Below are 24,864 nucleotides of genomic sequence, written 5' to 3'. Positions count from 1 at the left end.
CGTGGAGCCACTCGCAGAGCTGAATAATCAGGCTCGTGGACAAGACGCGGTTGGGCATTGGGCTGGTCGTAGGCGTGCTCGTGGTGCAAACGGCGGCAACCCTGCTGTGGAACCCCGACACAACGCTGACCGGCATCGCTCTCGCCTTCAACGCCGTGGCCGCGGTGTCGACGGCGCTGTACGTGAAGCGGGGCGGCCAGGCAGCGTGGGTGGTGGCCGGCTGGTGCGCCGGGTTCTTCGGCTGGCACGTGCTCGGGCTCGGTGAGCTGGCCGGCTGGTGGACGACCGGGCTGGACGCCGCGTTCCTCGTCGGGGGCGGGTACCAGGTGTCGGTCGTCTACCAGGCGGTGCTGGCCACGGCTGCCGGGTTTGCCGTGCATCTGTTGTTGCCTCGTCAGCGCCAGGTTTCCGAGACGTAGGCGTCGAAGGTGGTGGCCGGGCGGCCGAGGAGGCGCTCCACGTCGTTGGTCGGGGTGGCCAGGAGGCCTGCTCGCATGGCTTCGAAGAGCAGGTTCAGTTCAGCTGCCACTTCCTCGGGGACGCCTTCTGCCTGGAGGTGTGCGCGGTACTCGTCCGGGGTGAGGCGGGTGAGGGTGAGGTCGCGGCCGGTGGCCTTGGCGATCTTGGCCAGGGCCTCGGTGAAGGTCAGGGCTTCCGGGCCGGTGAGTTCGTAGGTCTGGTTGTGGTGGTCGTCGGTAGTCAAAGCTAGAGCGGCTACCTCGGCGATGTCCTGGACGTCCACGAACGGTTCCGGGGTGTCGTCGACGGGGAGCGCCAGGGCGTCCGGGTTCCAGACGTTCTCGGAGAAGTTCTGGTTGAAGTTGTTGGCGCGCAGGATGGTCCACGGCACGGTGCCGGCTCGGAGGGCGTCCTCGGCGGCGTGCATGCCCTGGAACAGTTCCGCGGGGGTCTTGTCGAGGCCTCGGCCGGAGAGCAGGACGAGGCGGCGGACGCCTGAGGTTGCTGCGAGGTCTACGAACGGGGTGGCCAGGGCCGGGTTTTCCGGGGCGATCACGTAGGCCGAAACAACGTCGTGCAGGAACGGTTTCCAGGTGGTGGTGTCGTTCCAGTCGAAGCCGGTGGCGCGGGAGGCTTTGCGGGGCGTGATGCCGGCGGCTTCGAGGGTGCGGACCACGCGGCGGCCCGTCTTGCCGGTCGCGCCCAGGACCAGGATCTCTGTCATGACACCAAGCCAACCTGCCGGCGGGGCGTGCGGACATGGGTGAGAGTTCATCGATGATGTTCGATCGTTCGGGCCGTATGTTGGAGGCATGGAGCCGTTCGACGAACTGTTGCGCGGGATGCGCGCGGATGGTGCCGGGGTGCGCCGGACCGAGGTTGCCGGGGCGGAGGTGTTCGACGGGCTGACGCTCTGCGCGATCGCGGAGGGTGAGCTCAAGGTGCGCGGCGAGGTGGCGCGGGCCGGTGACATCGTGGTGGTGCAGGGATCTGTTGCGGTGCAAGGGCATGCGACGGTGTTCAGCGGCACCTACGACGTCATGGGGACGGTGGCGCGCCGGCTCGTCGCCGTGTTGCCCGCGTCTCTTGTTGTTGCGGGGAACGACGAGTGCGCGGCGTTCTACCGGTCTGTCGGCTCGGGTGGGCCGAGTGTGGTGGCGGATCGGTTGCTGGACTGGTTGATGGTGTGCGCGCTCAAGGAGTGGTTCGACCGCGAGCACGGGGACGGGTGGCTGGGCGCCCAGGCCGACGCGGTGGTCGGGCCGGTGCTCAAGGCGATGCACGCGAAGCCCGAACGGGCGTGGACGCTCGCCTTGCTGGCCAAGGAGGCCGGGGTGGCTCGGACGACGCTCGCGAGCAGGTTCGCGCGGCTGGTCGGGGTGCCGCCGCTGACGTACCTGACGGAGTGGCGGATGGCGGTGGCGGCCGATCTGCTGACCGGGTCGGCGACGACGGTGGCGGCGGTGGCGCGCAAGGTCGGGTACGCGGACGCGTTCGGGTTCAGCGCCGCGTTCAAGCGCGTGCACGGGTTCAGCCCGAGCGCCTGCCGCAACCGGTGCGCCGAGAGCGCGTGACGTCCACGCAGCAGCGGACGAAGTCGGCGGCGGCCTCACCGGCGTCCGGCAGCCAGGCCACGGCCACCTCGCTGGGACTCACGCCTGTCACCGGCACGTAGACGATGTCCGGCCGGGAGTAGAAGCGGGGCGTGGAGGCCGGGACCAGTGCTACGCCGTGGCCGCCGGCGATCGCGCCCAGGAACTCGTCGGGGTGTTCGGTCACGGCGCCGACGCGGACCTCGCGACCGTCCCTTTCGGACAACGCCAGCCAGTGCGCGCGCCAGGTTCCCTTCAGCGCGGGTGCGACGATGACCGGGTCGTCCCACAGCTCGCGGAACTCCACCGAGGAACGACCGGCCAGCGGGTGTGTGGAAGGCAGTGCCACGCAACGGGATTCGCTGAACAGGGTCCGAACGCCGAACGTCTCCTCGCCGGGAAAGGGTAATCGCAGCAACGCGACGGGCACCTCCGCTCCCGCGAGGCCTGCCGTCGGGTCGGACCACGGCGCCTGCCTGAGGTCAACCCTCCAGCCGGGGCAGAGCCTGCCGAACGCCGCGACGATGGCCTGCGTCGAGTCGTTCGCCGCGCTGGCCAGGAAACCGACGCGCAGCACGCGGGCCGCTCCCCTGGTCTCGCTCACCGCGGCGTCCCAGCCCGCGAGCACGGTCGGCACGCGTGCGGCGAGGGCGTGGCCGGCCTCGGTCAGCGTCATCCCGGTGCTGGACCGCGTGAACAGCCGCACGCCCAGCTGCGACTCCAGGTGCTTGAGCTGCTTGGTCAGCGCTGGTTGCGACACGAACAGCCGGTGCGCGGCGCGCGTGAGGTTGCCCTCTTGGGCGATGGCGGCGAAATACCTCAGCAGCCTCGTGTCCACGTCCATACCGTCAGGTTATGGACGTGGACATCAACCACAAGTGAGTACACGAGCAAGTTGGTGATCTACCAGATCCACGGCGGCCTCCGGGGAGACCTGACCGATCAGCACCTGAAGCATCAGGCCGTCGACGAACGCCAGCAACGCCATGGCATCCCGTGAGACATCGCCGCCAGGACGCACCGCGGTGATCATCCCCGCCAGCCACGCCACCATCTCGCCGCTGCCCTTGCGCAACGGCTCCCCCAGGCGCGGTTCGACCACGGCGTGCGCGAGGAACGCGGTGAGCACGGGCGCCTCCTCACGGGCCGCGGCGCTCAACGGCAGGAGCTCCAACAAGATTGCCCGCAAATGCTGCGCGGGATCATCGGCCGCGATCGCACCGAACCGAGCCGCCACCCGAGCGCTGACCATCTCGAACGCGAACATCAGCATCTCGTCCTTGGTCGCGAAGTAGTGCTGCACGCGCCCCATGGACACCTCGGCCTCCGCGGCCACGTGCCGCAAACTCACCGCGTCCAACCCTCGTGACGCGATCACCCGGCACACGGCGTCACCGATCTGGCGCCGGCGTTCGTCGTGGTCGACCTGCTTCGGCATGCACCAACTCCAATGCGATCGCATTGCATCATACGTCGTCCCCGGTTTACGATGCGTTCGCATTGCAAAACGTGAAGGGGGACGTCATGCAACTGTGGGACTTCGCCGCGCTCACCTACTACCGCGCGTTGGACCGGTTCTCGGGCTCGCTCAACCGGCTCGCGATCGACGAACTCGGCCTCCAACCCGGTCACGCCGTGCTCGACATCGGCTGCGGCACCGGGGCGCTCATCCCCGCGCTCATGGAAGCCGTTGGGCCACAAGGACGTGTGGTCGCGATGGACTTCAGCGCGCGCATGGTCGCCGTTGCCAGGAAGCGGTCGGTGTGGCCGAACGTCGAAGTGCGTCAGGCCGACGCATGCGTCACCGATCACGGCGCCGGGCAGTTCGACGCGGCGGTGGCGCTCGGGGCGTTCAGCGCGATGCCGGACGTGCCGGCGGCGATCGCGAACGCGGCGGACGCGCTCAAGCCGGGCGGGCGGTTGTTCGTGTTCGACGTGCGGCTGGCCAAGAACACGCGCACAACGAGGTTCATGCGCGCGGCCTACCGGGCGATCGCGGGGTTCACGGGCGCCGACGTCGTCACCGAGCTCAAGAAGGTGTTCGAACGCGTGGAGCCGGTGTTCGCGGCCGAGGGCGAGACGACGACGGTGGTCGTGGCCACGAAGGTCACGGAAACGGCCACCCGTTCGGCGTGCACACCTTCCCGTCCTGCGGGATGAACGCCCCCTGCGGCACACCACCCGTGATGCGGACGATCTCGTCGTTGGACACGCTGAACGTCTGCTGCATCATCACCGGCGCCGGGCCACCGGCGACACCACAGGGCTGGTGGCCCTGCCCGAACGCGTGCCCGACCTCGTGGTTGACCATGTACGTCCGGTAGGCGGTCAGATCCGGCAGGAACGCGACGGCGCCGCGGAACCAGCGGGCCGCGCTGAGGAACACGAAGTTGCCGTCGCGGCACGAGACGTCGACCGGGATCTCGAAACCGCAGACCATGCGGGCGGTCTGCTGGGACGTCAGCCGCACGCGCACCGAGGCGGCACCGGAGACGCGCTGCACCGACCGCGCGCCACGAGCGGTCCACCCACGCGGGTCGCTCAGGGTGGCGTCCACGAACGCCGCGAACGCCTGCTCATCGACCGTGATGCCGTTCTCGATCTCGACGGCATAGGTGCGCAGCGGGCCGGTGCCGACGACCGGTCCGTTTCCCGGCACCACGTGGAACGTGCCGGCACCAGCCACCGGAAAATCCGGGCCGTCGGGCAGGTCGGAGCTGGAGGCGTACACACGGGGCGGCGGCGCCGGCGGGGCGGACGGGACCGGCGGCTCCGACGAGGGCGTGGTCGGCGCCGCGGTCGTGGTCGGAGCAGCCGCGGGCGAGGTTTCGCCTGCCAGCTGGGTCGTCGTCAGCAGCAGGGCCGTCAACCCGACAGCCGCCAGGGCCAGGTGCACCTTCATGACGGCAACGCTCGCCGGAACTGATGAAGAACCTGTTTACGTCCCGCTTGACTGTCGTGAAGGCCTGCATACTTCGCACTGTGTGTGCCCACATTCTCGTCGCCGAGGACAACGTTCACCAGGCTGAACTCGTCCGCCGGTACCTGGAGCACGACGGGCATTCCGTGGTGGTCGTCCACGACGGACGGGCGGCGATCGACGAGACGCGGCGCCGCAACCCCGACCTGCTGGTGCTGGACGTGATGATGCCGCTGGTCGACGGCATCGACGTGATGCGCGCCGTCCGCGCCGAGTCGGACGTGCCGATCGTGCTGCTCACCGCGCGGTCCACTGAGGACGACGTGCTGCTCGGCTTCGACCTGGGCGCGGACGACTACATCACCAAACCGTTCCGGCCACGGCAGATGGTCGCGCGGGTGCGGACGATCCTGCGGCGCACCGGCCGTGCGCGCGAGACGAACGCCACGGTGCTCAAGGTCGGCGATCTGACCGTCGACCCGATCCGGCACGAGGTGCGCATCAAGGACGAACTGGTGAGCCTCACACCGGCCGAGTTCCGGTTGCTGGCGAAGATGGCCGCGCAGCCGCAACGGGTGTTCACGCGCGAGCAGCTGCTGGAGGACGGGTTCATCACCGCGCGCACGGTCGACGTGCACATGATGAAGCTGCGCCGCAAGATCGAGCAGGACTCACGCAGGCCGGAACGCCTTCTCACCGTCTACGGCATCGGATACAAGCTCGTATGAAAAGCCTCCTCGTCCGGTTCTTCCTGTTCTCCCTGGTGATCGCGGCCTGCTCGATCGCCGTCACGGCGTGGCTCGCGTCGCAGGCTACGACGGGTGCGATCCGGCAGGAGCAGGGTGAGGCGCTCGAGACCGACGCCCAGATCTACGACGAGATGGTCGAGTACGCCGCCACGCACAAGGACTGGAGCGACGCGAAGTCCACAGTGGAGGGAGTCGCGAAGACGCACAACCGCCGCATCGCGCTGACCGACCAGACCGGGAAGAAGCTGTTCGACACCGGTACCGGGAACGCGCCGCCGCTGCCCGTCACGCCCAAAGCGCTGGTCGACCCGTTGAACGTCAACGGGAAGATCGACCCGCGAGCGGTCGGGCCGTTCAAGCTGACCGACGACGAGGCCCGCAAGTTGCACTCCTACGCCGACCAGCTCCTCGGCTGCAACACCCGGATCGAGATCGAGGAGTCCCCGAACGGCAGGCCCAGGGTCAAGGGCCTGGACCCCGGCCGGTCCTCGCTGTGGGAGTCGTGTCCGGCCGGCGACTTCCTCTACACGATGACGACGAGCGAGGAAAATGCCTACCAGGAGCTGCGGCCGTACTTCACGGCCTGCCTGAAGACGCTGCCGGGAAACGAACTGCTCTCACCCAAGGCGGCCGGCCGGGTCACGCTCGACTGGGACTACCTGGTGACCGCCGACGCCTCGCCTGACGTGGTGCAGTGCATGGACGCCGGGCGCCGCGAGATGCTGAAGAAGTACGTCGCCGCCCCGGTGCAGATGTTCCTCACCTCGCCGACAGGGGATGAGCCGCAGTCGATCGACCTGTCGACGACCGGCACGACCCGGATCACGCTGGTGGCGCTGGGAATCCTCGCGATCGCCGGCTTCGCCTCCTGGGTCACGGCGACGCAGCTCGTGCGGCCGATCCGGGCGCTCACCGCCGCCACGAAACGCACGGCGGAGGGTGATCGGACGGCGCGGGTGGACGGTGGCGCGGGCGAGATCGGTGAGCTGGCCAAGTCGTTCAACGCCATGTCGGAGAAGCTCGCCGAGACCGAACGGCAGCGGCAGGCCATGGTCAGCGACGTGGCGCACGAGCTGCGCACGCCGCTGGGCAACATCACCGGCTGGCTGGAGGCGACGCAGGACGGGCTGGCCGAACCGGACCCGCACCTGATCGACATGCTGCTGGAGGAGTCCCTTCTGCTGCAACGACTCGTGGACGACCTGCACGACCTCGCCCAGGCCGACGCCGGCACGCTCAGGCTGCACCCCGAGCCGATCGCACTCGACGACGTGGTGGACCAGGTCGTGAACGCGCAGCAGAACCGCGAGATCCTGCTGCGCGCGGAGACCACGCCGGTGCACATCAACGCGGATCCGGTGCGGCTGCGACAGGCGCTGGGCAACCTCGTCGCGAACGCCGTGCGCTACACCCCGCCCGGCGGCGAGGTCGTCGTGAAGCTGTTCCAGTGGCAGGACCAGGCGATCCTGGAGGTCACGGACACCGGTACCGGCATCGCGCCCGAGGACGTGCCACACGTGTTCGACCGGTTCTGGCGCGCCGACAAGTCCCGCAGCCGCCGCACAGGTGGCAGCGGGCTCGGTCTCGCGATCACCCGGCACCTGGTCGAGGCGCACGGCGGCACGGTGTCGGTGACCAGCACGCTCGGCGAGGGCTCGACGTTCCGGATCAGCCTGCCGCCGGCATGAGACCCAGCAGGTCGACGTTGATCATCCCGGCGGCCTGGGCTCCCTGGGCGGCGGCGACGATCACGATGGCCGCGGGGTCCGTGACGTTGCCCGCCGCGTAGACACCGGGAACGCTCGTGCGGCCGTGTGCGTCCGTGCGCACGAACGGGCCGGCGATCGTTTCCGCGGTTTCGGCACCCAACGCCAGCAGGAACTCGTCGCGCGGTTTGACCGGTGCGGAGTACACGAGCGCGTCGGCCGGCACCCGCCTGCCCTCGGAGATCACCGCGACCAGCCGGTCGTCCACCACCTCGATGGCGTCGACCGACGGCACATGGGTGACGTCGTCCGACCACTGACGGACCAGCGCGACCTTCTTCTCCTCGCCGAACACCACGAGCTTCTGGTCGCGGACCTCGTAGCCGTGGCAGTACGGGCAGCCGAAGACGTCACGGCCCCAGCGTTCGCGCAGGTTGTCCGGCACCTCGTCGACCAGGCCCGTCGCGAACAGCAGGCGCTGGGCGTGCACCGTGCGCTCGCTGAGCTCGACGGCGAACCCGTCGCCGGTCCTGCTCACGCCCAGCACGTCGTCGTTGACGATCTCTCCGCCGTATCCCTCGACCTCGGCCCGTCCGTGCTTGAGCAGGTCCAACGGCGAGAGGCCGTCGCGAGAGAGGTAGTTGTGCATGTGCGCGGCCGGCGCGTTGCGCGGCTCGGCACCGTCGACCACGAGCACGCTCCGGCGCGCCCTGGTCAGCATCAGAGCGGCGCTCAGTCCGGCCGCTCCCCCACCAATGATCACCACTTCATACGTCATGGTTCGAGAGTGCGGTCGACAGCCCGGTTTTGGCAAAGTAAGTTGCTGTTATGGCAACAACCGTGGGGCACCGGCTCGCCGCGCTGCGGGCCGAGCACGATCTGACATTGGCGACGTTGTCCGAGATGACGGGCATCTCGAAGTCGACGCTGTCACGACTGGAGACCGACCAGCGCAAGCCGACGCTGGAGCTGCTGCTGCCGTTGTCGCGGACCTACCAGGTGTCGCTGGACGACCTGGTCGGCGCGCCGGAGGTGGGCGATCCGCGCGTCACGATGAAGCCGCGGCAGCTCGACCACGGCCGCGTCGGCATCCCGCTGACCCGCTCGATCGGCCCGCTGCAGGCGTGGAAGATGATCATCTCGGACCCCGAGCTGCACGAACCCCGCGCGCACGAGGGCTACGAGTGGTTCTACGTGCTGAGCGGGCAGATCCGGCTGCGGCTCAGCGACAAGGAGGTCGTGCTGCGCGCGGGCGAGGTGGCCGAGTTCGACTGCCGTCAGCCGCACAGCTTCAGCAGCGCGGACGGCAGGCCGGCGGAGATCCTCAGCCTGTTCGGCAAGCAGGGAGAACGCATCCACACCCGCGCGGCGCCGCCCAACAGGTCATAGTGGAGGCATGTGCCGAAACATCCGGGTGCTCCACAACTTCGAACCGCCCGCCACGTCCGACGAGGTCCAGGCCGCGGCGCTGCAGTACGTGCGAAAGGTGGGCGGGGCCGCCAAACCGTCCGCGGCGAACCAGGCCGCCTACGACAAGGCGGTCGCGGCCGTGGCCGCGGCGACGCAGGAACTGCTCGACGCGCTGGTGACGACGGCGCCGCCGAAGGACCGCGCGGTCGAGGCCGAGAAGGCACGTGCGCGGTCGGCCGAGCGCTACGGGCGCTAGTTGCGCACGCGGGTGTCGAGGTACATGCAGATCAGCTTGGCCGCGATGCCCGCGGAGCCGACGATGAACGCCTGGTCGGGGCCGAGCGTGACGGCGATGGCCCACAGCAGGAGCGCGATCAGCACGAGGATGACGGTCACCTGAGCCGCGTGCGGCAGGGTGCCGAGGTGGGCCAGCCACCTCGTCGGCTGCCGAGGCTGCGGAACCTCCACGTCACCCGCTCTATCGGGTGAACGCTCCGCCTTTACCGCCATCGTGCTCCCTCACCGTGATTCCTCCTGATGAACCCATTCTGCTGAGTTGATCTTCTACGGAGTGTTACTTCTGCTCGTCATGCGGTGAGCGTTGGGTGAGCGTCGGCGAACGGCAGACGAACGGTCATCCACGTGATCGGTTGCCAGTCCGTCACCGTCCGTTTACCGATTGCGATCTAGGTCGCAACTCTGCGTGTCACCCACACAGGTGACCGCTCAACGCAAAGTGACGATTACGCCGTTCGGAGCAGCACCGTTTCTGTCAGACCCCTCGGATAACGTCAGGTGAAGCTCGCGGTACGAGGGGAGAAAACGTTGCCGGACAACAATGTCAGCGTCACCGCACTGTCGTTCACCGAGTACGTCATGAGCGGTCAGCGTGGACGCATCAACATCGTGTCGGAACAGCGGGGGATGTACCTGGCCTCCGATACCCGGGTGTGCGGGTTCTACAACCCGATCCGCGACGCCATGCGACGAGCGGTCAACTCGACCGAACCGGAGATCGAGCTCAAGAAGGCGATCATGAACGCCAACCGCACGGGCCAGCCGCGGGCGTTCGAGGAGATCGCCGACGGCTTCCTGCCCTGGCTGGCGTCGTTCAAGGCGACGGGGGTGCCGGTGGAGGGCGCCACCTACCGCGCAGGCGAGCTGACCTTGAAGGTGCGGCCGCACCTGGGGCTGCGCAAGAAGGACGGCACGACGTACGCGGTGCTCGTGCACGCCAAGGAGCTGCCGCTGACCAGGGAGGCGGCGAACGTCGGGCTGCGGATCCTGCAGCACACGGTCGCGGACACGCTGCCCGGCGCCATCCCCATGGTGCTCGACGTGCGGCGCGGCAAGGCGTACCAGATGCCGGCGCGGACGAACCTCGGCAAGCTCGACGTGCTGATCGCGGCGGAGGCCATGGGGTACGTGACGCACTGGAAGCTGTCCGGCCTGTTCGAGTCCGTTCAGGTCGGGTAGGGGGAACGGCCCGGGAAGCCGGGCTTCGGGGAAGGTGACGACGCGGCCCGCCTGGGGGGGTCGGGCCGTGTCGTCGGCACTAACAGGTCTTCAGCAGTCCGGCCAGGGCATCGTGCTCGGCCTGGTCGACGGTCAGCTTGTAAGCGATCTTCACCGAGATCCAGTGCTGCGCGTACGTGCACCCGTACGCCGCGATCGGCGGCTTCCACTTCGCCGGGTCCTGGTCACCCTTGGAGCGGTTGGACTTCGCGGTCACGGCGAGCAGCTGGATGCCGCCGAGGTCGTTGGCGAACGCCTTGCGCTCGTCGTCGGTCCACTTGTCGGCGCCGGAACGCCAGGCCTCGGCGAGCGGCACGGTGTGGTCGATGTCGACCTCGCCGGCCTCCTTGATCACCACACCGTCGTAGGCGCTGTTCCAGGTGCCGGAGACCGCCTTGCAGTCCTTGTCCTGCTTGACGTCGACGCCCTGCTTCTGGAGCACGATCTCCCTGGTGTCACAGGAGTTCCCCTGCGAGGCCCAGTGCGGGAAGCGGTCGCGGCTGTAGCCGGCCATCTTGCCCTCCGGCGCGATCCGCAACGCGGCGAGGTCCGGCGAACCGGTCGGAACGGGCGCGGGGGTGTTGGGCGGATTCTCCTGGGAGGACTGGAGATTCGTGAGGTACCAACCCACTGCCACGAGCAGCACGAAGACCACCAGTGACGTCACCGCCGCGCGATTCATGCGGCAATGATCGACCATGCCGATCACGGACCGGTCACCCGGCCCGTGATCCGCGTGTCGGGACTACGGGCGCGAGGTCAGGTAACCGCCCATGTGCTTGAAGTACTCGTGCGCCTTGAGCTCGGTGCCATCAGCGGTACGAACCTTCTTGACCAGCAACGCCTTGCTCTTGCCGCGGCGGGCCTCGGCGCCGGCGACGATCGTCACGCCGTCGCCCTCGCGGTAGAAGATCCGGCCGGGGGTGCCGCCGTAGACCTCGGCGGAGACGTCCGCCTCGATGATCTCCAGGCGCTGGCCGCGGTGGAAGCAGAACGCGCTCGGGTACGGCGCACACTGCGCGCGCACCAGACGATCCAGCTCCTCGGCGGTCCACGTCCAGTCGATCCGGAGGTCCTCCTCGGCGCGCTTGTGGAAGAACGAGGCCTGCGAACGGTCCTGCTTCACGAAGTCGGTGCGGCCGGACGCGATCTCCGCGAGGCCGTCGACCGTGATCGGGCCGAAGAGCTCCAGCGTCTTCTCGAACAGCACCGCGGTCGTGTCGCGCGGGCCGACCGGAACCGAGCGCTGCAGCACGATGTCGCCGGCGTCGAGCGTGTCGTCCATCATGTGCGCCGTCACGCCGACCTCCTTCTCGTCGTTGAGAAGCGCCCAGATCAACGGCGAGAAGCCCGCGTACTTCGGCAGCAGCGAGTCGTGCACGTTCAGCGTGCCGTGCTTGGGCAGCGCGAAGACCTGCGGCGGGATCCACGTCCGCCAGTTGCAGGCGACGATCACGTCGGGCTCGGCCGCCTTGAGCGCGCCGAGCAGCTCCTGGTCCTCCGGGCGTTCGCGGACGATGACCTCGACGCCGTTCTCGCGGGCCAGGTCCTCGACCGAATCGCTCCAGACCTTCTCGTACGCGCCCTCACCCCTGGGGTGGGTCACCACCAGAACGACCTCGTGCTCGGACGCCAAAAGTGCCTGCAGGGTGCGATGACCCCAGGTCTGGAACCCGAACATGACGACCCTCATGGGGGTGTCCTCCTTCACATCGGTGCGATACGGTCAGGCTAACCTAACTGAAGGCTTGCAAAGAGAGCTTAGGCTGCCCTAAGTTCGGTGCTCATGCATCCGATCTACGACATCGTCGGTATCGGGTTCGGTCCCTCGAACCTGGCGCTCGCCATCGCTCTGACCGAGCACAACGAGCAGGCCGAAACCCCTGTCACCGCGGTGTTCCTGGAACGCCAGCAGGCGTTCGGCTGGCATCGGGGCATGCTCCTGGGCGACGCCACCATGCAGGTGTCGTTCCTCAAGGACCTGGTCACCATGCGGAACCCGACCAGCCGTTTCTCGTTCCTCTGCTACCTGCAGGACCGCGGCCGGCTGATCGACTTCGTCAACCACAAGAACCTGTTCCCGCTGCGCGTCGAGTTCCACGACTACTTCGAGTGGGCCGCCGCGCAGGTCGACGACGTGGTCGCCTACGGCACGGAAGCCGTTGGTGTGGAAGCGATCCAGGACGACCTGTTCGAGGTGACAACGGCCACGGGTGACGTGTACCACGCCCGCAACCTCGTCTTCGCGACCGGACTGCGCCCGGTCGTGCCCGAGGGCATCACGCTGTCGGACCGCGTGTGGCACAACAGCGAGTTCCTGCACCGCGTCAGCGAGCTCGAGAACCCGCAGCGCTGCGTCGTCGTGGGCGCCGGGCAGAGCGCCGCGGAGGCCGTGGCGTACCTGCACCGCGAGTTCCCCGGCGCCGAGGTGTGCTCGGTGTTCTCCCGCTACGGCTACAGCCCCGCGGACGACAGCTCGTTCGCGAACCGGATCTTCGACCCCGCGGCCGTCGACCACTACTACGACGCACCGGACGACGTGAAGCAGCGGCTGATGGGCTACCACCGCAACACCAACTACTCCGTGGTCGACGTCGACCTCATCGCGCAGCTCTACCGCACCGAGTACCAGGAGAAGGTGCTGGGCACCGAGCGCCTGAAGATGATGAAGATGACCCGGCTCGTCGCGGTCGAGGAGTCGGCGGACGGCGTCCGCGCGGTGATCCAGTCGCTCGTCACCGGCGAGCAGGAGTTCGTCGACACCGACCTCGTGCTGCTCGCCACCGGCTACGACGAGGCCGCGCCCGTTCTCGGCGGACTCGAAGAGAGCTGCGCACGGGACGAGGCCGGCCGTCTGGTCGTGGGCCGCGACTACCGCCTGCAGACGTCGTTGCGTGGCGGCATCTACCTGCAGGGCGGCACCGAGCACTCGCACGGCATCACGTCGTCGCTCCTGTCCAACGTCGCCGTGCGGTCGGGTGAGATCCTGGCGTCCGTGCTGACCAACACTCCTGTTCCGGTCCTCGCGACCGCGTGAGACTCGATCTCAGACTGACGGGCTGCCGGGCCATCACGATGGACCCGGCACGCCCTGCCGCGCACACGATCGGCATCTGGCAGGGCCGCATCGCCGGGCTGGACGAGCAGGTGGCCGACCTGCCCGCCGCCGAGACCGTCGACCTCGGCAACGCCGTGGTGCTGCCCGGTTTCATCGACGCCCACACGCACCTCGCGTGGAACGGCCGCCGCACCGTCGACATCACCGGCCTGACCACGGCCGCGCAGGTCCTCGACCGCCTCGCCGCCGCTCCCGGCACGGGCTGGATCGAGGCGTCCGGCTACGACCGCCGGATCATGCAACACCCGCTCACCGCCGCGGATCTCGACCGCATCAGTGGCGGCAGGCCGGTGTACGTCGCCGACCTGTCCGGACACGCGTGCGTCGTGAACTCCGTGGTGTTCCAGCAACTTCCGCACATCACGAGCGACGGCTGGCTGACCGAGAACGAGCAGCTGGCCGCAAGAACGTTGCGACTCCCCTACTCCCTCGACGAGATCACCACCGAACTGCGCACGAGCGCACAACAGGTGCTGTCCGAGGGCGTCACCATGTGCGCGGAAGCAGGCATCGGCGCAGGCCTGATCGCCAGCAGCCCGCTCGAAGCCGCCGCGTACCAACAAGCCCAGCTGCCGATCCGCGTGCAGCTCATGGTGTCCGCCCACGTCCTGCACGACGTCACCGCCGACCCGTCCGACGGCGTCCCGCGCGCGATCGACCTGGGCCTGCACACCGGTTTCGGCAACGACATGCTGTCGATCGGCGCCCTCAAACTGTGGACCGACGGCGGCATGATGGCCCGCACGGCCGCGCTGTCCGAGCCCTACGAGGGCAGCGACAACGCGGGCCGGCTGGCCGAGTCCGAGGAGTTCATGCGGGCGGCGATCATCGACGGCCACCACGCGGGCTGGCAGCTCGCGATCCACGCCATCGGCGACCGAGCGATCGACTTCACCTTGGACGCGGTCCAAGAAGCACAGCGCCAACGCCCCCGCGCCAACTCCCGCCACCGCATCGAACACTGCGGCCTCGTCCGCCCAGAGCAACTCGCCCGCATCGCGACCACGGGCATGGTTCCCGTGATCCAGCCGACGTTCCTCTACGCCTACGGCGACGACTACAGCGAGATCATGGGCTCAACGCGGGCACCGTGGATGTACCGCGGCCGCGCGTTCCTGGACCACGGCATCACCATCGCGGGCAGCTCGGACCGCCCGGTAGCGGACGGAGCCCCGTTGCGCGCCATCGAGTTCATGGTGCGACGACAGTCGTCCGGCGGCCGCCCCATCGGCCCGGACGAGGCGATCACCGTCGAGGAGGCGATCCACGCCTACACCCTCGGCAGCGCCTACGCGTGCCGCAAGGAGGACGTGCTGGGCAGCCTCACGCCGGGCAAGCTCGCGGACCTCGTCGTACTGGGCGACGACCCGCGCACGAGCGACGCCATCGCGGAGATCCCGGTGCTGGCGACGATGGTGAACGGCAACCTCATGACTCAGCCAGCTTCTTGATGGCGGCCAGCCTCTGGTCCCACTGCGAGGCGAGCGAGGCCATCCAGGTGGCGGTGGCGTCCAGCGCGCCGGAACGGACGGAGAAGTTGTTCTCCCGCCCGGCCCGCGCGGACGCCACCAGCCCGGCCTTCTCCAGCACTCCCAGGTGCTTCACGATGGCCTGCCGGCTCACAGGCAGCTCGGCGGCGAGCGCCGAAGCAGACACGGCCCCCCGAGCCGCGACGAGGTCGAGGATCCGCCGGCGCATCGGATCGGCGAGCGCGGCCAAGACGTCGTCGACCTGACTCACTCGCACACCCCTTCTGCAACCCGACGGTTGCAGAACAGGCTACTGCAGGTGGAACGTCGCGGCCAACGTCGTCAGGCGGTCGGTGATGTCGGCGTAGACGTTCGTGCGCCGCACCCAGTTCTCAGTACCGGACACAGCGGACGGCGGCGTGCCCAGCGGCGTGACCGCGTCGGTGACGCCGTACTCCAGCCGGTACGCGAGCACCGCGACGGCCGACTCCAGCCAGAACGACGGGTCCGGCGTGGGGATCTCGCCGAGCCCGACCCGGAACCACACGGGCATGCGTGCGTACTGCGAGAGCGCCTCGGAGATGCGCCGCGCGGCCGCGTCCTTGATCTCACCCCTGGCCTTGTCCCCGGCGAGCACGGCCTCGGTGCGCCACTCCTCCCCCACGGCGTCCTCGTCGGCCTCCAACCGCTCGGCGGCCCGCCGCGCGCTGGCCTCGTTCGCGTTGATCAGCCATTCCATCTGACGAACCTCGTGCGACAGCGCGTCCCGCTCGAACCGGGGCACCCGCCCACCGTCCAACTTGGACTTGGCCTCGTCCCGGCGAGCCTTGAGCCCGTCGAACTCGAGCACCTCCGCCTTGAGGTCGACCCGCGCCGGATCAGCGAGGATCTCCTGCTCGGCGTCCCACCCCTTGCGCAGCGCCTCGACCAGCGGCTCGACGTCTCCGGACACCGCGTCGAGATCCGCCAATGGCCCGTCACCGGCACCGGACAACCGCCGTTCCAGCACCGTCAGCCGAGCCGTGACGCGCTCCAGTTCCGCGGACAGCTGACCGACATGACTGATCAACGTGGCGACCTGCGGCTCGACCACGTCAAGCCGTTCCTTCTCCGTGGGCACCCGACCAGCGAACCGGACACCGAGGACACACAAAAGCGGGTACCCGACGAATGCACGCATTAGAGGCGCGGTTCCGCCCGCCCGTGGCACCACCCCTCACGCACCGTCACGACCCTGGGTGAACCCGGACAAAACGAGGTATTAATAGAAAATGGCGACCTCTGTTACTGAGACCGAACGCAAGTACGAGGCACCATCGGACGCGAGTCTGCCGGACCTCACAGGGATCACCGGCGTGGCGACCGGCCCGGAGGAGTTCGACCTCGAAGCCACGTACTTCGACACCGACGACTACCGCCTGGCCCGCGCCGGCGTGACCCTGCGCAGGCGCGTGGGCGGCAACGACGAGGGCTGGCACCTCAAACTCCCGGCAGGCGAAGACTCGAGGCAGGAACTCAGAGTCCCCCTGGGCAATGCGGTGAAGAAGCCCCCGAAGGACCTCTCCTCCTTGGTACGAGCCCACACCAGAGGCCAGACCCTCACCCCAGTGGCCGAAATCCGCACCAACCGCCGCCGCTGGCAACTGACGAACAACACCGGCGAAATGCTCGCCGAAGTGGTCGACGACGTGGTCACCGCCCAAACCATGGGCTCCTCGACCACGACCACCTCATGGCGTGAGATCGAAGTAGAACTGGGCGAAAGCGGCGACCGCAAGCTCCTCGACACGGTAGAACGCCACCTGGGCGACGCGGGCATAGTCCCGTCGTCCTCGAAGTCCAAGCTCTCCCAGGTGATCGGCGTAAAACGGGACCAGGGCCCCACCCTCGGCAAGAAGCCGACAGCAGGCGACGTCCTCCTCTCCTACCTCTACGAACAACGAGCGGCCCTCCAGAACCAGGACCCGCGAGTCCGCCGCAACGAGGACGACGCAGTCCACCAGATGCGGGTGGCCACCCGCCGCATGCGGTCAGCCCTCCAAGCCTTCGGCAAGATCGTCGACCGCGACCAGACCCGCGCCCTGACCGACGAACTCAAGTGGCTGGCCTCAGTACTGGGCACCTCACGTGACCTGGAGGTCCTCCGCATGCGCTTCGAAGCGGGCCTGCACGCCCTACCACCAGAACTAGCGCTGGGCGACGTGGCAGCCCGCATGACCCGCTACTTCGCTCCACTGGAAGCCAAGGCGCACAAGGACTCGGTGGCCGCGCTGAACAGCGACCGCTACTTCACCCTCCTCAACACCATCGACGCCCTCCTGACCGCGCCCCCGCTAACCCAGCTGGCACAAGGCAAGGCGAAGGAAGTCCTCCCACGCCTGGTGGAAAAGGCCCGCCACCGCCTGGACGAACGCGTGGAGGCAGCCCTGGCCACGACCGACAGCGATGAGCCCATGCACGAGGCCCGCAAAGCAGCCAAACGTCTGCGCTACTCGGCGGAGGTGGCAGAACCGGCCTTGGGCAAGCACGCCAAGGCCCTCCGCAAGCGGGCAAAGGACGTCCAAACCCTGCTGGGCGACCACCAGGACTCCGTGGTGGCACGCCCCGTACTCCTGGAACTGGGCAGGGGCGACGAGAACGGCTTCACCTTCGGCCTCCTCTACGGCCAAGAGGTAGAGCTGGCGCACAAAACGGAAGCAGCCCTGCCGGCCCTGTGGCAGAAGCTGAGCAAGGAACACCTCTAGCCACAGCAACAGCCCGCCCACGCGCGAAGCCGAAGGCGAGCCGTCTTTCCAACGCGGTCAGGGCGGAGTGGCTGCGCCCCACTACGCAACGCCACTTCGCCCAACGCAACAGGCGTGCCATCCGCCCGCCACCCGAACACCTGCGAAACTCCGGAAAATTGGTCTGAACCTTGACACCCAATCCCCACCCCTGAAACGGTGACTGAACGCCGCCCAAGGTCCCACCGACCCCGGAGGATGGCGTGAAATCCACACAACTGCAGGCCGCACTAGCGGCGCTGGTGATCGCCGGATCAGGAGTGCTGGTGACCGAGACAGCCGACGCAGCCTCCCCCACCGCCCAGGCGGCAGCCACGCCCCTGCAAGAGCTGGTCCCCCAACCGGTCCAGGTCCAGCCCCGGACGGACATCACCTACACCCTCTCGGCAGCCTCAAAGATCCAGCTGGGCACACCAGACGCCCGCAAGCCAGCAGAACTCCTGGCACAAATCCTCCGCCCCTCCACGGGCTACCCCCTGCCGATCGAGAACACCGTCACCGGCGACGGCATAGTCCTGACGACCGGCGCAGACCCGAAAACCGGCCCGGAGGGCTACCAACTGGACGTGACCCCAAAACAGGTGGTCATCCGAGCCAACTCACCCCAGGGCCACTTCAACGGCATAGCCACCCTCCGCCAACTACTCCCACCCAAGGCAGAGGCGAAGACCAAACAACAGGGCCCCTGGCAGGTCCCAGGCGCCAGCATCCTCGACCACCCCAGATACCACCACCGAGGCGCGATGCTGGACGTCTCCAGGCACTTCTTCACCCCACCCCAGGTAAAACGCTACATAGACCAGATCGCAGCGTTCAAAATCAACTACTTCCACCTGCACCTGAGCGATGACCAGGGCTGGCGCCTGGAAATCAAGAGCTGGCCAGAACTGACCAAGATCGGCGGCAGCACGGAGGTAGGCGGCCGAACGGGCAAACTCTTCTACACCCAGGACGAGTACAGGGACATCGTCGCCCACGCCACGAGCAGGGGCATCACGGTGATCCCGGAGTTCGACATGCCGGGCCACACCAACGCCGCCCAGGCCAGCTACGCCGAACTGAACTGCGACGGCAAGAAACGCCCCCTCTACACCGGCACAGAGGTCGGCTTCAGCTCGCTCTGCATCAACAAGGACGTCACCTACAAGTTCGTGGAAGACGTGATCCGCGAGGTCTCCGCGATCACCCCAGGCCCGTACTTCCACATCGGCGGCGACGAGGCCCTCTCAACACCGGACGCGGACTACGCAACGTTCATGGGCCGTGTACTCCCGCTCGTCAAGAAGTACGGCAAGACCACGACGGGTTGGCACGAGTTCATCAAGACCACCAAGGACACCACGGCGATTCCGCAGTTCTGGGGCACCACCACGACGGACGCCAACGTGGCAGCGGCGGCCCAGCGCGGCAACAAGATCCTCATGTCCCCGGCGAACCGCATCTACCTGGACATGAAGTACAACAAGAACACCAAGCTGGGCCTGGACTGGGCCGGCCTCGTGGAGGTCAAGGACGCCTACAGCTGGAACCCGGGCGCCTACCTCAACGGCGTGACAGAGGCCAACGTCCGAGGCGTGGAAGCTCCATTGTGGACCGAGACCATCAAGACCTCGGCCGACATCGAGTACATGGCCTTCCCGAGGCTCCCGGTGGCCGCGGAACTGGGCTGGTCCCCTGCGAACATCCACAACTGGGACCGCTTCGCCCCACGCCTGGGCGCCCAGGCCCCGCGCTGGAAGGTCCAGGGCATCAACTTCTACGCCAGCACCCAGGTGCCGTGGAAGAAGTAGGCGATCAGAAATACCCCTGCCCGCGGTCCGAGTAACTGACCAGCAGGTGCTTCACGCGGCGGTACTCGGCGAGCACAGCGGTGTTCGCCGGGTACGCGTAGTAGTTGTTGACCCACACCCGCTCGGCCCGCAGATCCTGCCCAACGTTGTGCGCCAGCGCGACATCCCGGCACCAGATCCCGGCGCCGAGCTGAGCCACGGACTCGTTGGCGATCTTCAACGCGTCATCGCGGTCGTCGAACCGGGTCACCGACACAACAGGCCCGAGCACGTCTTCCAAATACACACCAGACCGGTGATCACCCTCGAAGATCGTGGGCTCGACGTAGTGACCGGAGGCCGAGCCACCGGTGACCAGCCGCGCACCCTCGGCCTTCCCGCGCTCCACGTACGCAAGAACCCGATCGCGTTGCGCAAGACTCACGACAGCGCCGACCATCGTGTCGGTGTCGAGCGGGTCCCCCTGCCGCAACGCCTGGGTGCGCTCGGTCGCGAGGTGCAGGAACTCCTCGTAGACAGCCGTCTGGATCAACGCACGCGACGGCGCCGTGGAGATCTCCCCCTGGTTGGCCGCGAACATCGCGAACCCCTCCAGGGCCTTGTCCAGGAAGCTGTCGCGCTGCGCCGCGACGTCGGCGAAGAAGATGTTCGGGCAGCGGCCGGCGACCACGGGGTGGTCGGCGGAACCGGTGACCACGTTGACCACGCCGGGCGGCAGCAGGTCGGCGATCACGCCCATCAGCACGTGGATCGAGGCCGGCGTCTGCAGCGCGGGCTCCAGCACCACGGCGTTGCCTGCGGCCAGCGCTGGCGCCAGCACGCGGCAGGCGTTCATCAGCGGGAACGTCCACGAGATCCGCTCGTGCACCACGCCGAGCGGCTGGAACGAGCGGTAGTCGAAGGTGCCGCGGCCGAGCTGCTCGACCTCGCCCACCTCGGCGCGGATGACGGCGGCGAACTGGCGGAACAGCTCGATCAGCAGCGGGAGGTCGGCGACCAGTGCCTCGCGGACCGGCTTGCCGTTGTCCCACGTCTCGGCGACGGCGAGCTCGGTCGCGTGCTCCTCGATGCGGTCGGCGATCTCGCACAGCACGGTGGCGCGCTCTCGGGGCGTGGTGTTGCCCCACGCGCGTGCGGCGCCGCTGGCCGCGTGCAGTGCACGGGCGCGGTCGGCGTCGGTGCCTCGGGCGACCTCGGTGAACACGTCGCCGGTCACCGGCGTGACGTTCTCGACGTACTCACCGGTCACGGGCGCCACGTAGTCGCCGCCGATGAAGTGGTCGTACCTCGCTCGGTACGCGACCACGCTGCCGGGCTGACCCGGTGCCGCGTACTGCGTCATTCTCGACTCCTGCCAGAACATGGCCCACTGGATGACCTGGGTGCGGGAAGTGAGAAAGTAACCAGCAGAACGTTGCATGCTCGTTGCAAGCCGCGGATGGATCAGTGACCCACGAACCCGGGCAACACGCGCTGTTGCTTAGTCGTGTCAGAGAAGCCGTGTTGAGTGGCACTCGCACGGTGATTTCGCCACGCTCAGTCATTTCCGCGTCGTGGCAGCGGTCACTCGCCGCCAACGTCGATCCCGACCTGCACACCGCGCCGACCGTGTTCGCCGCCGACGAACTGTCCGACCTGCGCAAACGGCACCCGCTGGAGCCGACGCTGCCGCTGCTGCGCGAGACGCTGCTGGGCTTCGCGGAAGAGGCCGGGCACATCATGATCGTCGCGGACGCGCAGGGCCACATCCTGTGGTGCGAGGGGTCCAAGGACACCCGCGGCATCGCCGAGGACGTCGGCCTGGCGGAGGGAACGCTCTGGTCAGAGGGTGCGGCGGGGACGAACGGGATGGGCACCGCGCTGGCGGTGAACTCCCCCGTCACGGTCCACTCGGCCGAGCACCTGGTGCGGACCTACCACCACTGGACCTGCGCGGCGAGCCCGATCCGCGACCCCGACACGGGGACCACGATCGGGGTCGTCGACCTCAGCGGCCCGCTCGAGACCGTCCATCCCTCGATGGTGGCGCTCGTCTCGGCGTCCGCCCGGCTCGCGGAGTCGGAGATGCTCGCGCGGATGCACGCTCAGGACGAGGAGCTGCGGGCGCGCAACATGCGACACCTGATCGCGTTGCGCGGGGAACCCGGCGCGCTGCTCAGCCCGACCGGCCGGGTCGTCGCGGTCGAGCCGTACGGGCTGCTGCCCTCGCGTGTCGACGTCTCCGCGGACCGCATCGTGCTGCCGGACGGCCGCGAGGCGGTGCTGGAACCCCTCGCCCATGGCTTCCTGCTGCGCGTTCCCCGGCAGCGGCACGTGCGGCGCAGCGTGCTGTCGCTGTCGTTCCTGCTGCCGGAGCCGAAGGTCGTGCTGGACGGCCGCGAGGTGCCGCTGTCGTTGCGGCACGCGGAGATCCTCTGCGCACTGACGTTGCAGGGCAGGCTGACGGCCGACCAGCTCGCGCAACGCCTCTACGGCGAGCGCGGCAACCCCACGACCGTGCGCGCCGAACTGCACCGGCTGCGCGCCCAGCTGGGCCCCGACGTGCTCGCGACCAGGCCCTACCGCCTCACCGCCGACGTCGAGACGGACTTCCTGGCGGTGCGGGCCGCCCTCAAGGACGGGGACGTGCCGCTGGCCGCGAGCAGGTACCGCGGCTCGCTGCTGCGGCGTTCCGAGGCGCCCGTCGTACTGGCAGAGCGCGACGACCTGGCGACCGGCATGCGCAAGGCGGTCCTGCAGCGCGGCGACGCGAACGCCCTGTGGACTTTCACCCAGACCGACTCAGGCGAACACGACGTCGAGGCACTGGAACAGCTGGTCAAGCTGCTTCCGCCGGACGACGTGCGGCGTGCCATCGCGACCGCCAGACTCAGAAGGCTCGACTGCGAGGACTGACGTCGGCGATTGACAAGACTCTCGTGAACTGAATATCTTTCCTTCTAAGAGACTTAGCAGGGGGAGGTTGCCATGCGTGTACTCGTCATCGGCGCGGGGACCGGTGGCCTGTGCCTGGCGCACGGGCTGAAGAAGGCCGGCGTGGACGTCGCGTTGTTCGAACGCGACCGCACGCCGCGCAGCATGTTGATCGGCTACCGGGTCGGGATCAGCCCGGACGGCAGCAAGGCGCTGCACAGCTGTCTGCCGCCGGACGTGTTCGCGGAGTTCGTCCGCACGACCGCCCGGCCGCCCAAGCACATCGTCATGCGCACCGAGAAGTACAAGGAACTGCTGGTCGGCGAGGTCGACACGGACCGCGACGACAGCCGCAGCGAGAAGTCGGTCAGCCGGATCGCGATGCGCACGGCGTTGCTCGGCGGCCTGGAGGACGTGGTCCGGTTCGGCAGGACGTTCACGCACTTCACCCAGAACGACGACGGCACCGTCACCGCGTTCTTCGACGACGGCACGTCCGAGACCGGTGACGTGCTGGTGGGCGCGGACGGCGCGCAGTCCAAGGTGCGCAGGCAGTACCTGCCCGACGCCAAGGTGGTCGACACCGGCATCACGTCGGTCGCGGGCAAGCTGCCGCTGACGGAGGAGAACGCGAAACTGCTGCCCCCGCTGGCCGACGGCGGCATCACGTTGCTGTTCGGCCCGAACGGCGAGTTCGTGATCCTCCACGTGATGCGCTTCGACGGCACCGGCGTCGAGGACGACTACATCATGTGGGGCTACGCGGCCTCGCACGACAAGTTCCCCGACATGAAGGGCATGAGCCCGGCAGAGCTCAAGCAGGTCGTGCTGAACCTCACCCCGAGGTTCCACCCGAACCTGCGCGAGCTCTTCGCGCTGGCCACACCGGAGACCGTGTTCCAGATCAAGGTCCGCACGTCCGAACGGCTGCGGCCGTGGCAGCCGAGCAACGTCACGATGATCGGCGACTCGGTGCACCTCATGACGCCCGGCCGCGGCATCGGCGCGAACACGGCCCTGCGGGACGCGGAACTGTTGTGCCGCAAGCTCACCGAAGGCCAGGACGTCGTGCGGGCGATCGGCGAGTACGAGCAGGAGATGATCGAGTACGGGTTCGCGGCCGTGGAGGCGTCGCGCGAGATGATGGACGGCAGCAGCCTGGTCCACAAGCCCGTGATCGGACGGGTCGCTGCGGCGTTCCAGCGGACGTTCCTGCGCGTGACCAACGCGGTGCCCGTGCTCAAGCGGAAGATGCTGGCCGAGGACGCGGCCGAACGTGATCACGTAAGTTCTGACCATGAGGTTGTTCACGCCCGGTGAGGTCGTGGTGCGGCGTGAGGTGCTGCACGGCAAGGTCTGGTCGGAGATGCCGACCAGGGTGGTCGTCGACGAGCCAGGACTGCTCGCGGTGTTCGTGGAGCCCGGCACGCGGCTCACCTACCCCGACCACCACCACCCGCACCCGTGGGACAAGCCCGAACGCGGATTCTGGCGCGGTCACGGCAAACTCATGCTGCACCGCCCGCAGGACGCCTACTCCGTCGACCTGTTCTGGAAGGGCGACGACAGGACGTTCGGCAACTACTACCTGAACCTCCAGGCGCCGTACCGCCGCGTCGAGGACGGGTTCGAGACCCTCGACCACGCCCTGGACTACACCCTCGACCCGGACGGCACCTGGGCGCAGCGCGACCTCGACGAGTTCGAGGAGCAGGTGGCCTCCGGCAAGTACTCGGCGCGGGAGGCGGAGGAGATCAGGGCCGAGGGGCTCAAGATCGAGAAGATGCTGGCGTCCGGTGAGATCTGGTGGGACACGGCCTGGGCGGCGTGGACGCCTTGAAGGTTCGGCCGCTCACGTTCGACACGCTCGTCGCCGAGCTCGTCGACCAGGTGTCGGAGATCGACGGGCGGGTGCGCGTGCTGATCGACGGCGCACCCGCCGCCGATCCCGGCAGGCTCGCGGATGCCGTCGTGGAACCGTTGCGCGCCTTGGGGCGTTCGGTGCAGCGAGTGTCCCTTGAGGACTTCCTGCGTCCGGCCTCGGTGCGGCTCGAACACGGCCGCACCGACTCCTACTCGTACCGGCACGACTGGTTCGACTTCGGCGGCCTGCAACGCGAGGTGCTCGACCCGGCGATGGACGGCAAGGTGCTGCCGTCGCTGTGGAACGCCGCCACCGACCGGGCCAGCCGCGCCGAGTACGTCGACGTGCCGGAGAACGGTGTGGTCCTCGTCGACGGGACGCTGATGCTCGACCGCTGGCTGCCCGCCGAGCTCACGGTCCACCTGTGGCTCTCCCCCGGCGCCCTGAAGCGCAAGACCGCCGAGGCGTGGACGCTGCCCGCGTTCGACGACTACGAGCCGGCCGCCGACCTCTTCGTGCGCTACGACCACCCCGAACGGCCGGGCCTGGTCGAGTCGTGAACCGCTCTGCCCGCCG

The 24,864-nt window shown here is 68.3% G+C and carries 27 protein-coding genes; 16 read left to right on the top strand and 11 right to left on the bottom strand.

Features of this window, described 5'->3' with window-relative positions; genetic code table 11:
- The first annotated feature begins 35 nt into the window (after nt 1-35).
- Entirely contained in the window at nt 36-419 is a 384-nt protein-coding gene (locus ACSHWB_RS22245) for a hypothetical protein (protein WP_439663925.1), read from the top strand.
- Here the strand turns inward: ACSHWB_RS22245 and ACSHWB_RS22240 are convergent.
- A complete protein-coding gene (locus ACSHWB_RS22240) occupies nt 395-1,183 on the bottom strand; it encodes an NmrA family NAD(P)-binding protein (RefSeq protein ID WP_439663924.1) in 789 nt (262 codons plus the stop codon). The genes ACSHWB_RS22245 and ACSHWB_RS22240 overlap by 25 nt on opposite strands.
- Nucleotides 1,184-1,271: 88 nt before the next feature.
- Between ACSHWB_RS22240 and ACSHWB_RS22235 the strand changes: the two genes are divergently transcribed.
- Nucleotides 1,272-2,033 (top strand): AraC family transcriptional regulator, encoded by a 762-nt coding sequence (locus tag ACSHWB_RS22235; protein WP_439663923.1) that lies wholly within the window; start codon nt 1,272-1,274, stop codon nt 2,031-2,033.
- On the opposite strand, the gene ACSHWB_RS22230 is transcribed toward ACSHWB_RS22235, so the two are convergent.
- A complete protein-coding gene (locus ACSHWB_RS22230) occupies nt 1,990-2,895 on the bottom strand; it encodes a LysR family transcriptional regulator (RefSeq protein ID WP_439663922.1) in 906 nt (301 codons plus the stop codon). The genes ACSHWB_RS22235 and ACSHWB_RS22230 overlap by 44 nt on opposite strands.
- A 24-nt stretch (nt 2,896-2,919) precedes the next feature.
- Nucleotides 2,920-3,489, bottom strand: a complete 570-nt coding sequence (locus ACSHWB_RS22225) for a TetR/AcrR family transcriptional regulator (protein ID WP_439663921.1) — start codon at nt 3,487-3,489, stop codon at nt 2,920-2,922.
- 86 nt (nt 3,490-3,575) lie between these two features.
- Between ACSHWB_RS22225 and ACSHWB_RS22220 the strand changes: the two genes are divergently transcribed.
- Entirely contained in the window at nt 3,576-4,211 is a 636-nt protein-coding gene (locus ACSHWB_RS22220) for a class I SAM-dependent methyltransferase (RefSeq protein WP_439663920.1), read from the top strand.
- Here the strand turns inward: ACSHWB_RS22220 and ACSHWB_RS22215 are convergent.
- Nucleotides 4,159-4,953 (bottom strand): DUF3152 domain-containing protein, encoded by a 795-nt coding sequence (locus tag ACSHWB_RS22215; RefSeq protein WP_439663919.1) that lies wholly within the window; start codon nt 4,951-4,953, stop codon nt 4,159-4,161. The genes ACSHWB_RS22220 and ACSHWB_RS22215 overlap by 53 nt on opposite strands.
- An 80-nt stretch (nt 4,954-5,033) precedes the next feature.
- Between ACSHWB_RS22215 and ACSHWB_RS22210 the strand changes: the two genes are divergently transcribed.
- Both ACSHWB_RS22210 and ACSHWB_RS22205 read left to right on the top strand, forming a co-directional pair.
- The gene (locus ACSHWB_RS22210) at nt 5,034-5,699 is read left to right on the top strand and encodes a response regulator (RefSeq protein ID WP_439663918.1); all 666 of its coding nucleotides are present in this window, start codon (nt 5,034-5,036) and stop codon (nt 5,697-5,699) included.
- A complete protein-coding gene (locus tag ACSHWB_RS22205; protein WP_439663917.1) occupies nt 5,696-7,408 on the top strand; it encodes a sensor histidine kinase in 1,713 nt (570 codons plus the stop codon). Before ACSHWB_RS22210 ends, ACSHWB_RS22205 begins: the two co-directional genes overlap by 4 nt.
- Here ACSHWB_RS22205 and ACSHWB_RS22200 read toward each other — a convergent pair.
- The gene (locus ACSHWB_RS22200; RefSeq protein ID WP_439663916.1) at nt 7,389-8,204 is read right to left on the bottom strand and encodes an NAD(P)/FAD-dependent oxidoreductase; all 816 of its coding nucleotides are present in this window, start codon (nt 8,202-8,204) and stop codon (nt 7,389-7,391) included. The two genes, ACSHWB_RS22205 and ACSHWB_RS22200, sit on opposite strands and share 20 nt — an antisense overlap.
- 50 nt (nt 8,205-8,254) lie before the next feature.
- Here ACSHWB_RS22200 and ACSHWB_RS22195 point away from each other — a divergent pair, with 50 nt between their 5' ends.
- Together ACSHWB_RS22195 and ACSHWB_RS22190 are read left to right on the top strand one after the other, a co-directional pair.
- Complete coding sequence (locus tag ACSHWB_RS22195; protein ID WP_439663915.1) at nt 8,255-8,815, top strand: helix-turn-helix domain-containing protein; 561 nt, start codon at nt 8,255-8,257, stop codon at nt 8,813-8,815.
- A 7-nt stretch (nt 8,816-8,822) separates the two neighbouring features.
- Nucleotides 8,823-9,092 (top strand): DUF2277 domain-containing protein, encoded by a 270-nt coding sequence (locus ACSHWB_RS22190; protein WP_439663914.1) that lies wholly within the window; start codon nt 8,823-8,825, stop codon nt 9,090-9,092.
- On the opposite strand, the gene ACSHWB_RS22185 is transcribed toward ACSHWB_RS22190, so the two are convergent.
- Nucleotides 9,089-9,304 carry a hypothetical protein gene (locus tag ACSHWB_RS22185; protein ID WP_439663913.1) on the bottom strand — a complete coding sequence of 72 codons (216 nt, stop codon included), beginning with the start codon at nt 9,302-9,304 and terminating at the stop codon, nt 9,089-9,091. The genes ACSHWB_RS22190 and ACSHWB_RS22185 overlap by 4 nt on opposite strands.
- A gap of 357 nt (nt 9,305-9,661) precedes the next feature.
- Here ACSHWB_RS22185 and ACSHWB_RS22180 point away from each other — a divergent pair, with 357 nt between their 5' ends.
- Nucleotides 9,662-10,312 (top strand): hypothetical protein, encoded by a 651-nt coding sequence (locus ACSHWB_RS22180; protein WP_439663912.1) that lies wholly within the window; start codon nt 9,662-9,664, stop codon nt 10,310-10,312.
- A gap of 79 nt (nt 10,313-10,391) precedes the next feature.
- On the opposite strand, the gene ACSHWB_RS22175 is transcribed toward ACSHWB_RS22180, so the two are convergent.
- Together ACSHWB_RS22175 and ACSHWB_RS22170 are read right to left on the bottom strand one after the other, a co-directional pair.
- Complete coding sequence (locus ACSHWB_RS22175; protein WP_439663911.1) at nt 10,392-11,033, bottom strand: HNH endonuclease family protein; 642 nt, start codon at nt 11,031-11,033, stop codon at nt 10,392-10,394.
- A 63-nt stretch (nt 11,034-11,096) separates the two neighbouring features.
- Entirely contained in the window at nt 11,097-12,044 is a 948-nt protein-coding gene (locus tag ACSHWB_RS22170) for a methionyl-tRNA formyltransferase (protein ID WP_439663910.1), read from the bottom strand.
- Between the two features lie 93 nt (nt 12,045-12,137).
- Between ACSHWB_RS22170 and ACSHWB_RS22165 the strand changes: the two genes are divergently transcribed.
- Nucleotides 12,138-13,388, top strand: a complete 1,251-nt coding sequence (locus ACSHWB_RS22165) for a lysine N(6)-hydroxylase/L-ornithine N(5)-oxygenase family protein (protein WP_439663909.1) — start codon at nt 12,138-12,140, stop codon at nt 13,386-13,388.
- Nucleotides 13,385-14,920 carry an amidohydrolase gene (locus tag ACSHWB_RS22160; RefSeq protein WP_439663908.1) on the top strand — a complete coding sequence of 512 codons (1,536 nt, stop codon included), beginning with the start codon at nt 13,385-13,387 and terminating at the stop codon, nt 14,918-14,920. Before ACSHWB_RS22165 ends, ACSHWB_RS22160 begins: the two co-directional genes overlap by 4 nt.
- Here ACSHWB_RS22160 and ACSHWB_RS22155 read toward each other — a convergent pair.
- Both ACSHWB_RS22155 and ACSHWB_RS22150 read right to left on the bottom strand, forming a co-directional pair.
- Nucleotides 14,898-15,209 (bottom strand): ArsR/SmtB family transcription factor, encoded by a 312-nt coding sequence (locus ACSHWB_RS22155; protein ID WP_439663907.1) that lies wholly within the window; start codon nt 15,207-15,209, stop codon nt 14,898-14,900. The genes ACSHWB_RS22160 and ACSHWB_RS22155 overlap by 23 nt on opposite strands.
- Before the next feature lie 39 nt (nt 15,210-15,248).
- Nucleotides 15,249-16,058, bottom strand: coding sequence for a hypothetical protein (locus ACSHWB_RS22150; protein WP_439663906.1), 810 nt, complete (start codon nt 16,056-16,058; stop codon nt 15,249-15,251).
- A gap of 151 nt (nt 16,059-16,209) precedes the next feature.
- Here ACSHWB_RS22150 and ACSHWB_RS22145 point away from each other — a divergent pair, with 151 nt between their 5' ends.
- Together ACSHWB_RS22145 and ACSHWB_RS22140 are read left to right on the top strand one after the other, a co-directional pair.
- Nucleotides 16,210-17,682 (top strand): CYTH and CHAD domain-containing protein, encoded by a 1,473-nt coding sequence (locus tag ACSHWB_RS22145; RefSeq protein WP_439663905.1) that lies wholly within the window; start codon nt 16,210-16,212, stop codon nt 17,680-17,682.
- A gap of 242 nt (nt 17,683-17,924) precedes the next feature.
- Nucleotides 17,925-19,511, top strand: a complete 1,587-nt coding sequence (locus tag ACSHWB_RS22140; RefSeq protein ID WP_439663904.1) for a beta-N-acetylhexosaminidase — start codon at nt 17,925-17,927, stop codon at nt 19,509-19,511.
- Between the two features lie 4 nt (nt 19,512-19,515).
- On the opposite strand, the gene ACSHWB_RS22135 is transcribed toward ACSHWB_RS22140, so the two are convergent.
- Nucleotides 19,516-20,853: an aldehyde dehydrogenase family protein gene (locus tag ACSHWB_RS22135; protein WP_439663903.1), complete on the bottom strand. Its 1,338-nt coding sequence runs from the start codon at nt 20,851-20,853 to the stop codon at nt 19,516-19,518.
- A gap of 179 nt (nt 20,854-21,032) precedes the next feature.
- On the opposite strand from ACSHWB_RS22135, the gene ACSHWB_RS22130 reads away from it, so the two are divergent.
- The 4 genes from ACSHWB_RS22130 (at nt 21,033) to ACSHWB_RS22115 (ending at nt 24,848) form a co-directional block, all read left to right on the top strand.
- On the top strand, nt 21,033-22,406 hold the full coding sequence (locus ACSHWB_RS22130) for a GAF domain-containing protein (protein WP_439663902.1): 1,374 nt from the start codon (nt 21,033-21,035) through the stop codon (nt 22,404-22,406).
- Nucleotides 22,407-22,478: 72 nt separating this feature from the next.
- Nucleotides 22,479-23,744, top strand: coding sequence for an FAD-dependent oxidoreductase (locus ACSHWB_RS22125; RefSeq protein WP_439663901.1), 1,266 nt, complete (start codon nt 22,479-22,481; stop codon nt 23,742-23,744).
- The gene (locus ACSHWB_RS22120) at nt 23,722-24,264 is read left to right on the top strand and encodes a DUF402 domain-containing protein (RefSeq protein WP_439663900.1); all 543 of its coding nucleotides are present in this window, start codon (nt 23,722-23,724) and stop codon (nt 24,262-24,264) included. The genes ACSHWB_RS22125 and ACSHWB_RS22120 overlap by 23 nt, the downstream gene beginning before the upstream one ends.
- Nucleotides 24,261-24,848, top strand: a complete 588-nt coding sequence (locus ACSHWB_RS22115) for a uridine kinase (protein ID WP_439664650.1) — start codon at nt 24,261-24,263, stop codon at nt 24,846-24,848. Before ACSHWB_RS22120 ends, ACSHWB_RS22115 begins: the two co-directional genes overlap by 4 nt.
- Nucleotides 24,849-24,864: the final 16 nt, after the last annotated feature.

This window comes from Lentzea sp. HUAS TT2 (genome assembly GCF_051853195.1).
GTDB lineage: Bacteria > Actinomycetota > Actinomycetes > Mycobacteriales > Pseudonocardiaceae > Lentzea.
The sequence above is the reverse complement of the archived record's forward strand: the minus strand, read 5'-3'. Positions and strand labels throughout refer to the sequence as shown.

Coding starts and splice junctions, on each gene's coding strand:
- ACSHWB_RS22230 (WP_439663922.1), bottom strand. CDS start 2,895: ATGGACGTGGACACGAGGCTGCTGAGGTATTTCGCCGCCATCGCCCAA.
- ACSHWB_RS22135 (WP_439663903.1), bottom strand. CDS start 20,853: ATGACGCAGTACGCGGCACCGGGTCAGCCCGGCAGCGTGGTCGCGTAC.
- ACSHWB_RS22125 (WP_439663901.1), top strand. CDS start 22,479: ATGCGTGTACTCGTCATCGGCGCGGGGACCGGTGGCCTGTGCCTGGCG.
- ACSHWB_RS22190 (WP_439663914.1), top strand. CDS start 8,823: ATGTGCCGAAACATCCGGGTGCTCCACAACTTCGAACCGCCCGCCACG.
- ACSHWB_RS22120 (WP_439663900.1), top strand. CDS start 23,722: ATGAGGTTGTTCACGCCCGGTGAGGTCGTGGTGCGGCGTGAGGTGCTG.
- ACSHWB_RS22220 (WP_439663920.1), top strand. CDS start 3,576: ATGCAACTGTGGGACTTCGCCGCGCTCACCTACTACCGCGCGTTGGAC.
- ACSHWB_RS22145 (WP_439663905.1), top strand. CDS start 16,210: ATGGCGACCTCTGTTACTGAGACCGAACGCAAGTACGAGGCACCATCG.
- ACSHWB_RS22175 (WP_439663911.1), bottom strand. CDS start 11,033: ATGAATCGCGCGGCGGTGACGTCACTGGTGGTCTTCGTGCTGCTCGTG.
- ACSHWB_RS22200 (WP_439663916.1), bottom strand. CDS start 8,204: ATGACGTATGAAGTGGTGATCATTGGTGGGGGAGCGGCCGGACTGAGC.
- ACSHWB_RS22170 (WP_439663910.1), bottom strand. CDS start 12,044: ATGAGGGTCGTCATGTTCGGGTTCCAGACCTGGGGTCATCGCACCCTG.
- ACSHWB_RS22215 (WP_439663919.1), bottom strand. CDS start 4,953: ATGAAGGTGCACCTGGCCCTGGCGGCTGTCGGGTTGACGGCCCTGCTG.
- ACSHWB_RS22240 (WP_439663924.1), bottom strand. CDS start 1,183: ATGACAGAGATCCTGGTCCTGGGCGCGACCGGCAAGACGGGCCGCCGC.
- ACSHWB_RS22195 (WP_439663915.1), top strand. CDS start 8,255: ATGGCAACAACCGTGGGGCACCGGCTCGCCGCGCTGCGGGCCGAGCAC.
- ACSHWB_RS22225 (WP_439663921.1), bottom strand. CDS start 3,489: ATGCCGAAGCAGGTCGACCACGACGAACGCCGGCGCCAGATCGGTGAC.
- ACSHWB_RS22205 (WP_439663917.1), top strand. CDS start 5,696: ATGAAAAGCCTCCTCGTCCGGTTCTTCCTGTTCTCCCTGGTGATCGCG.
- ACSHWB_RS22235 (WP_439663923.1), top strand. CDS start 1,272: ATGGAGCCGTTCGACGAACTGTTGCGCGGGATGCGCGCGGATGGTGCC.
- ACSHWB_RS22165 (WP_439663909.1), top strand. CDS start 12,138: ATGCATCCGATCTACGACATCGTCGGTATCGGGTTCGGTCCCTCGAAC.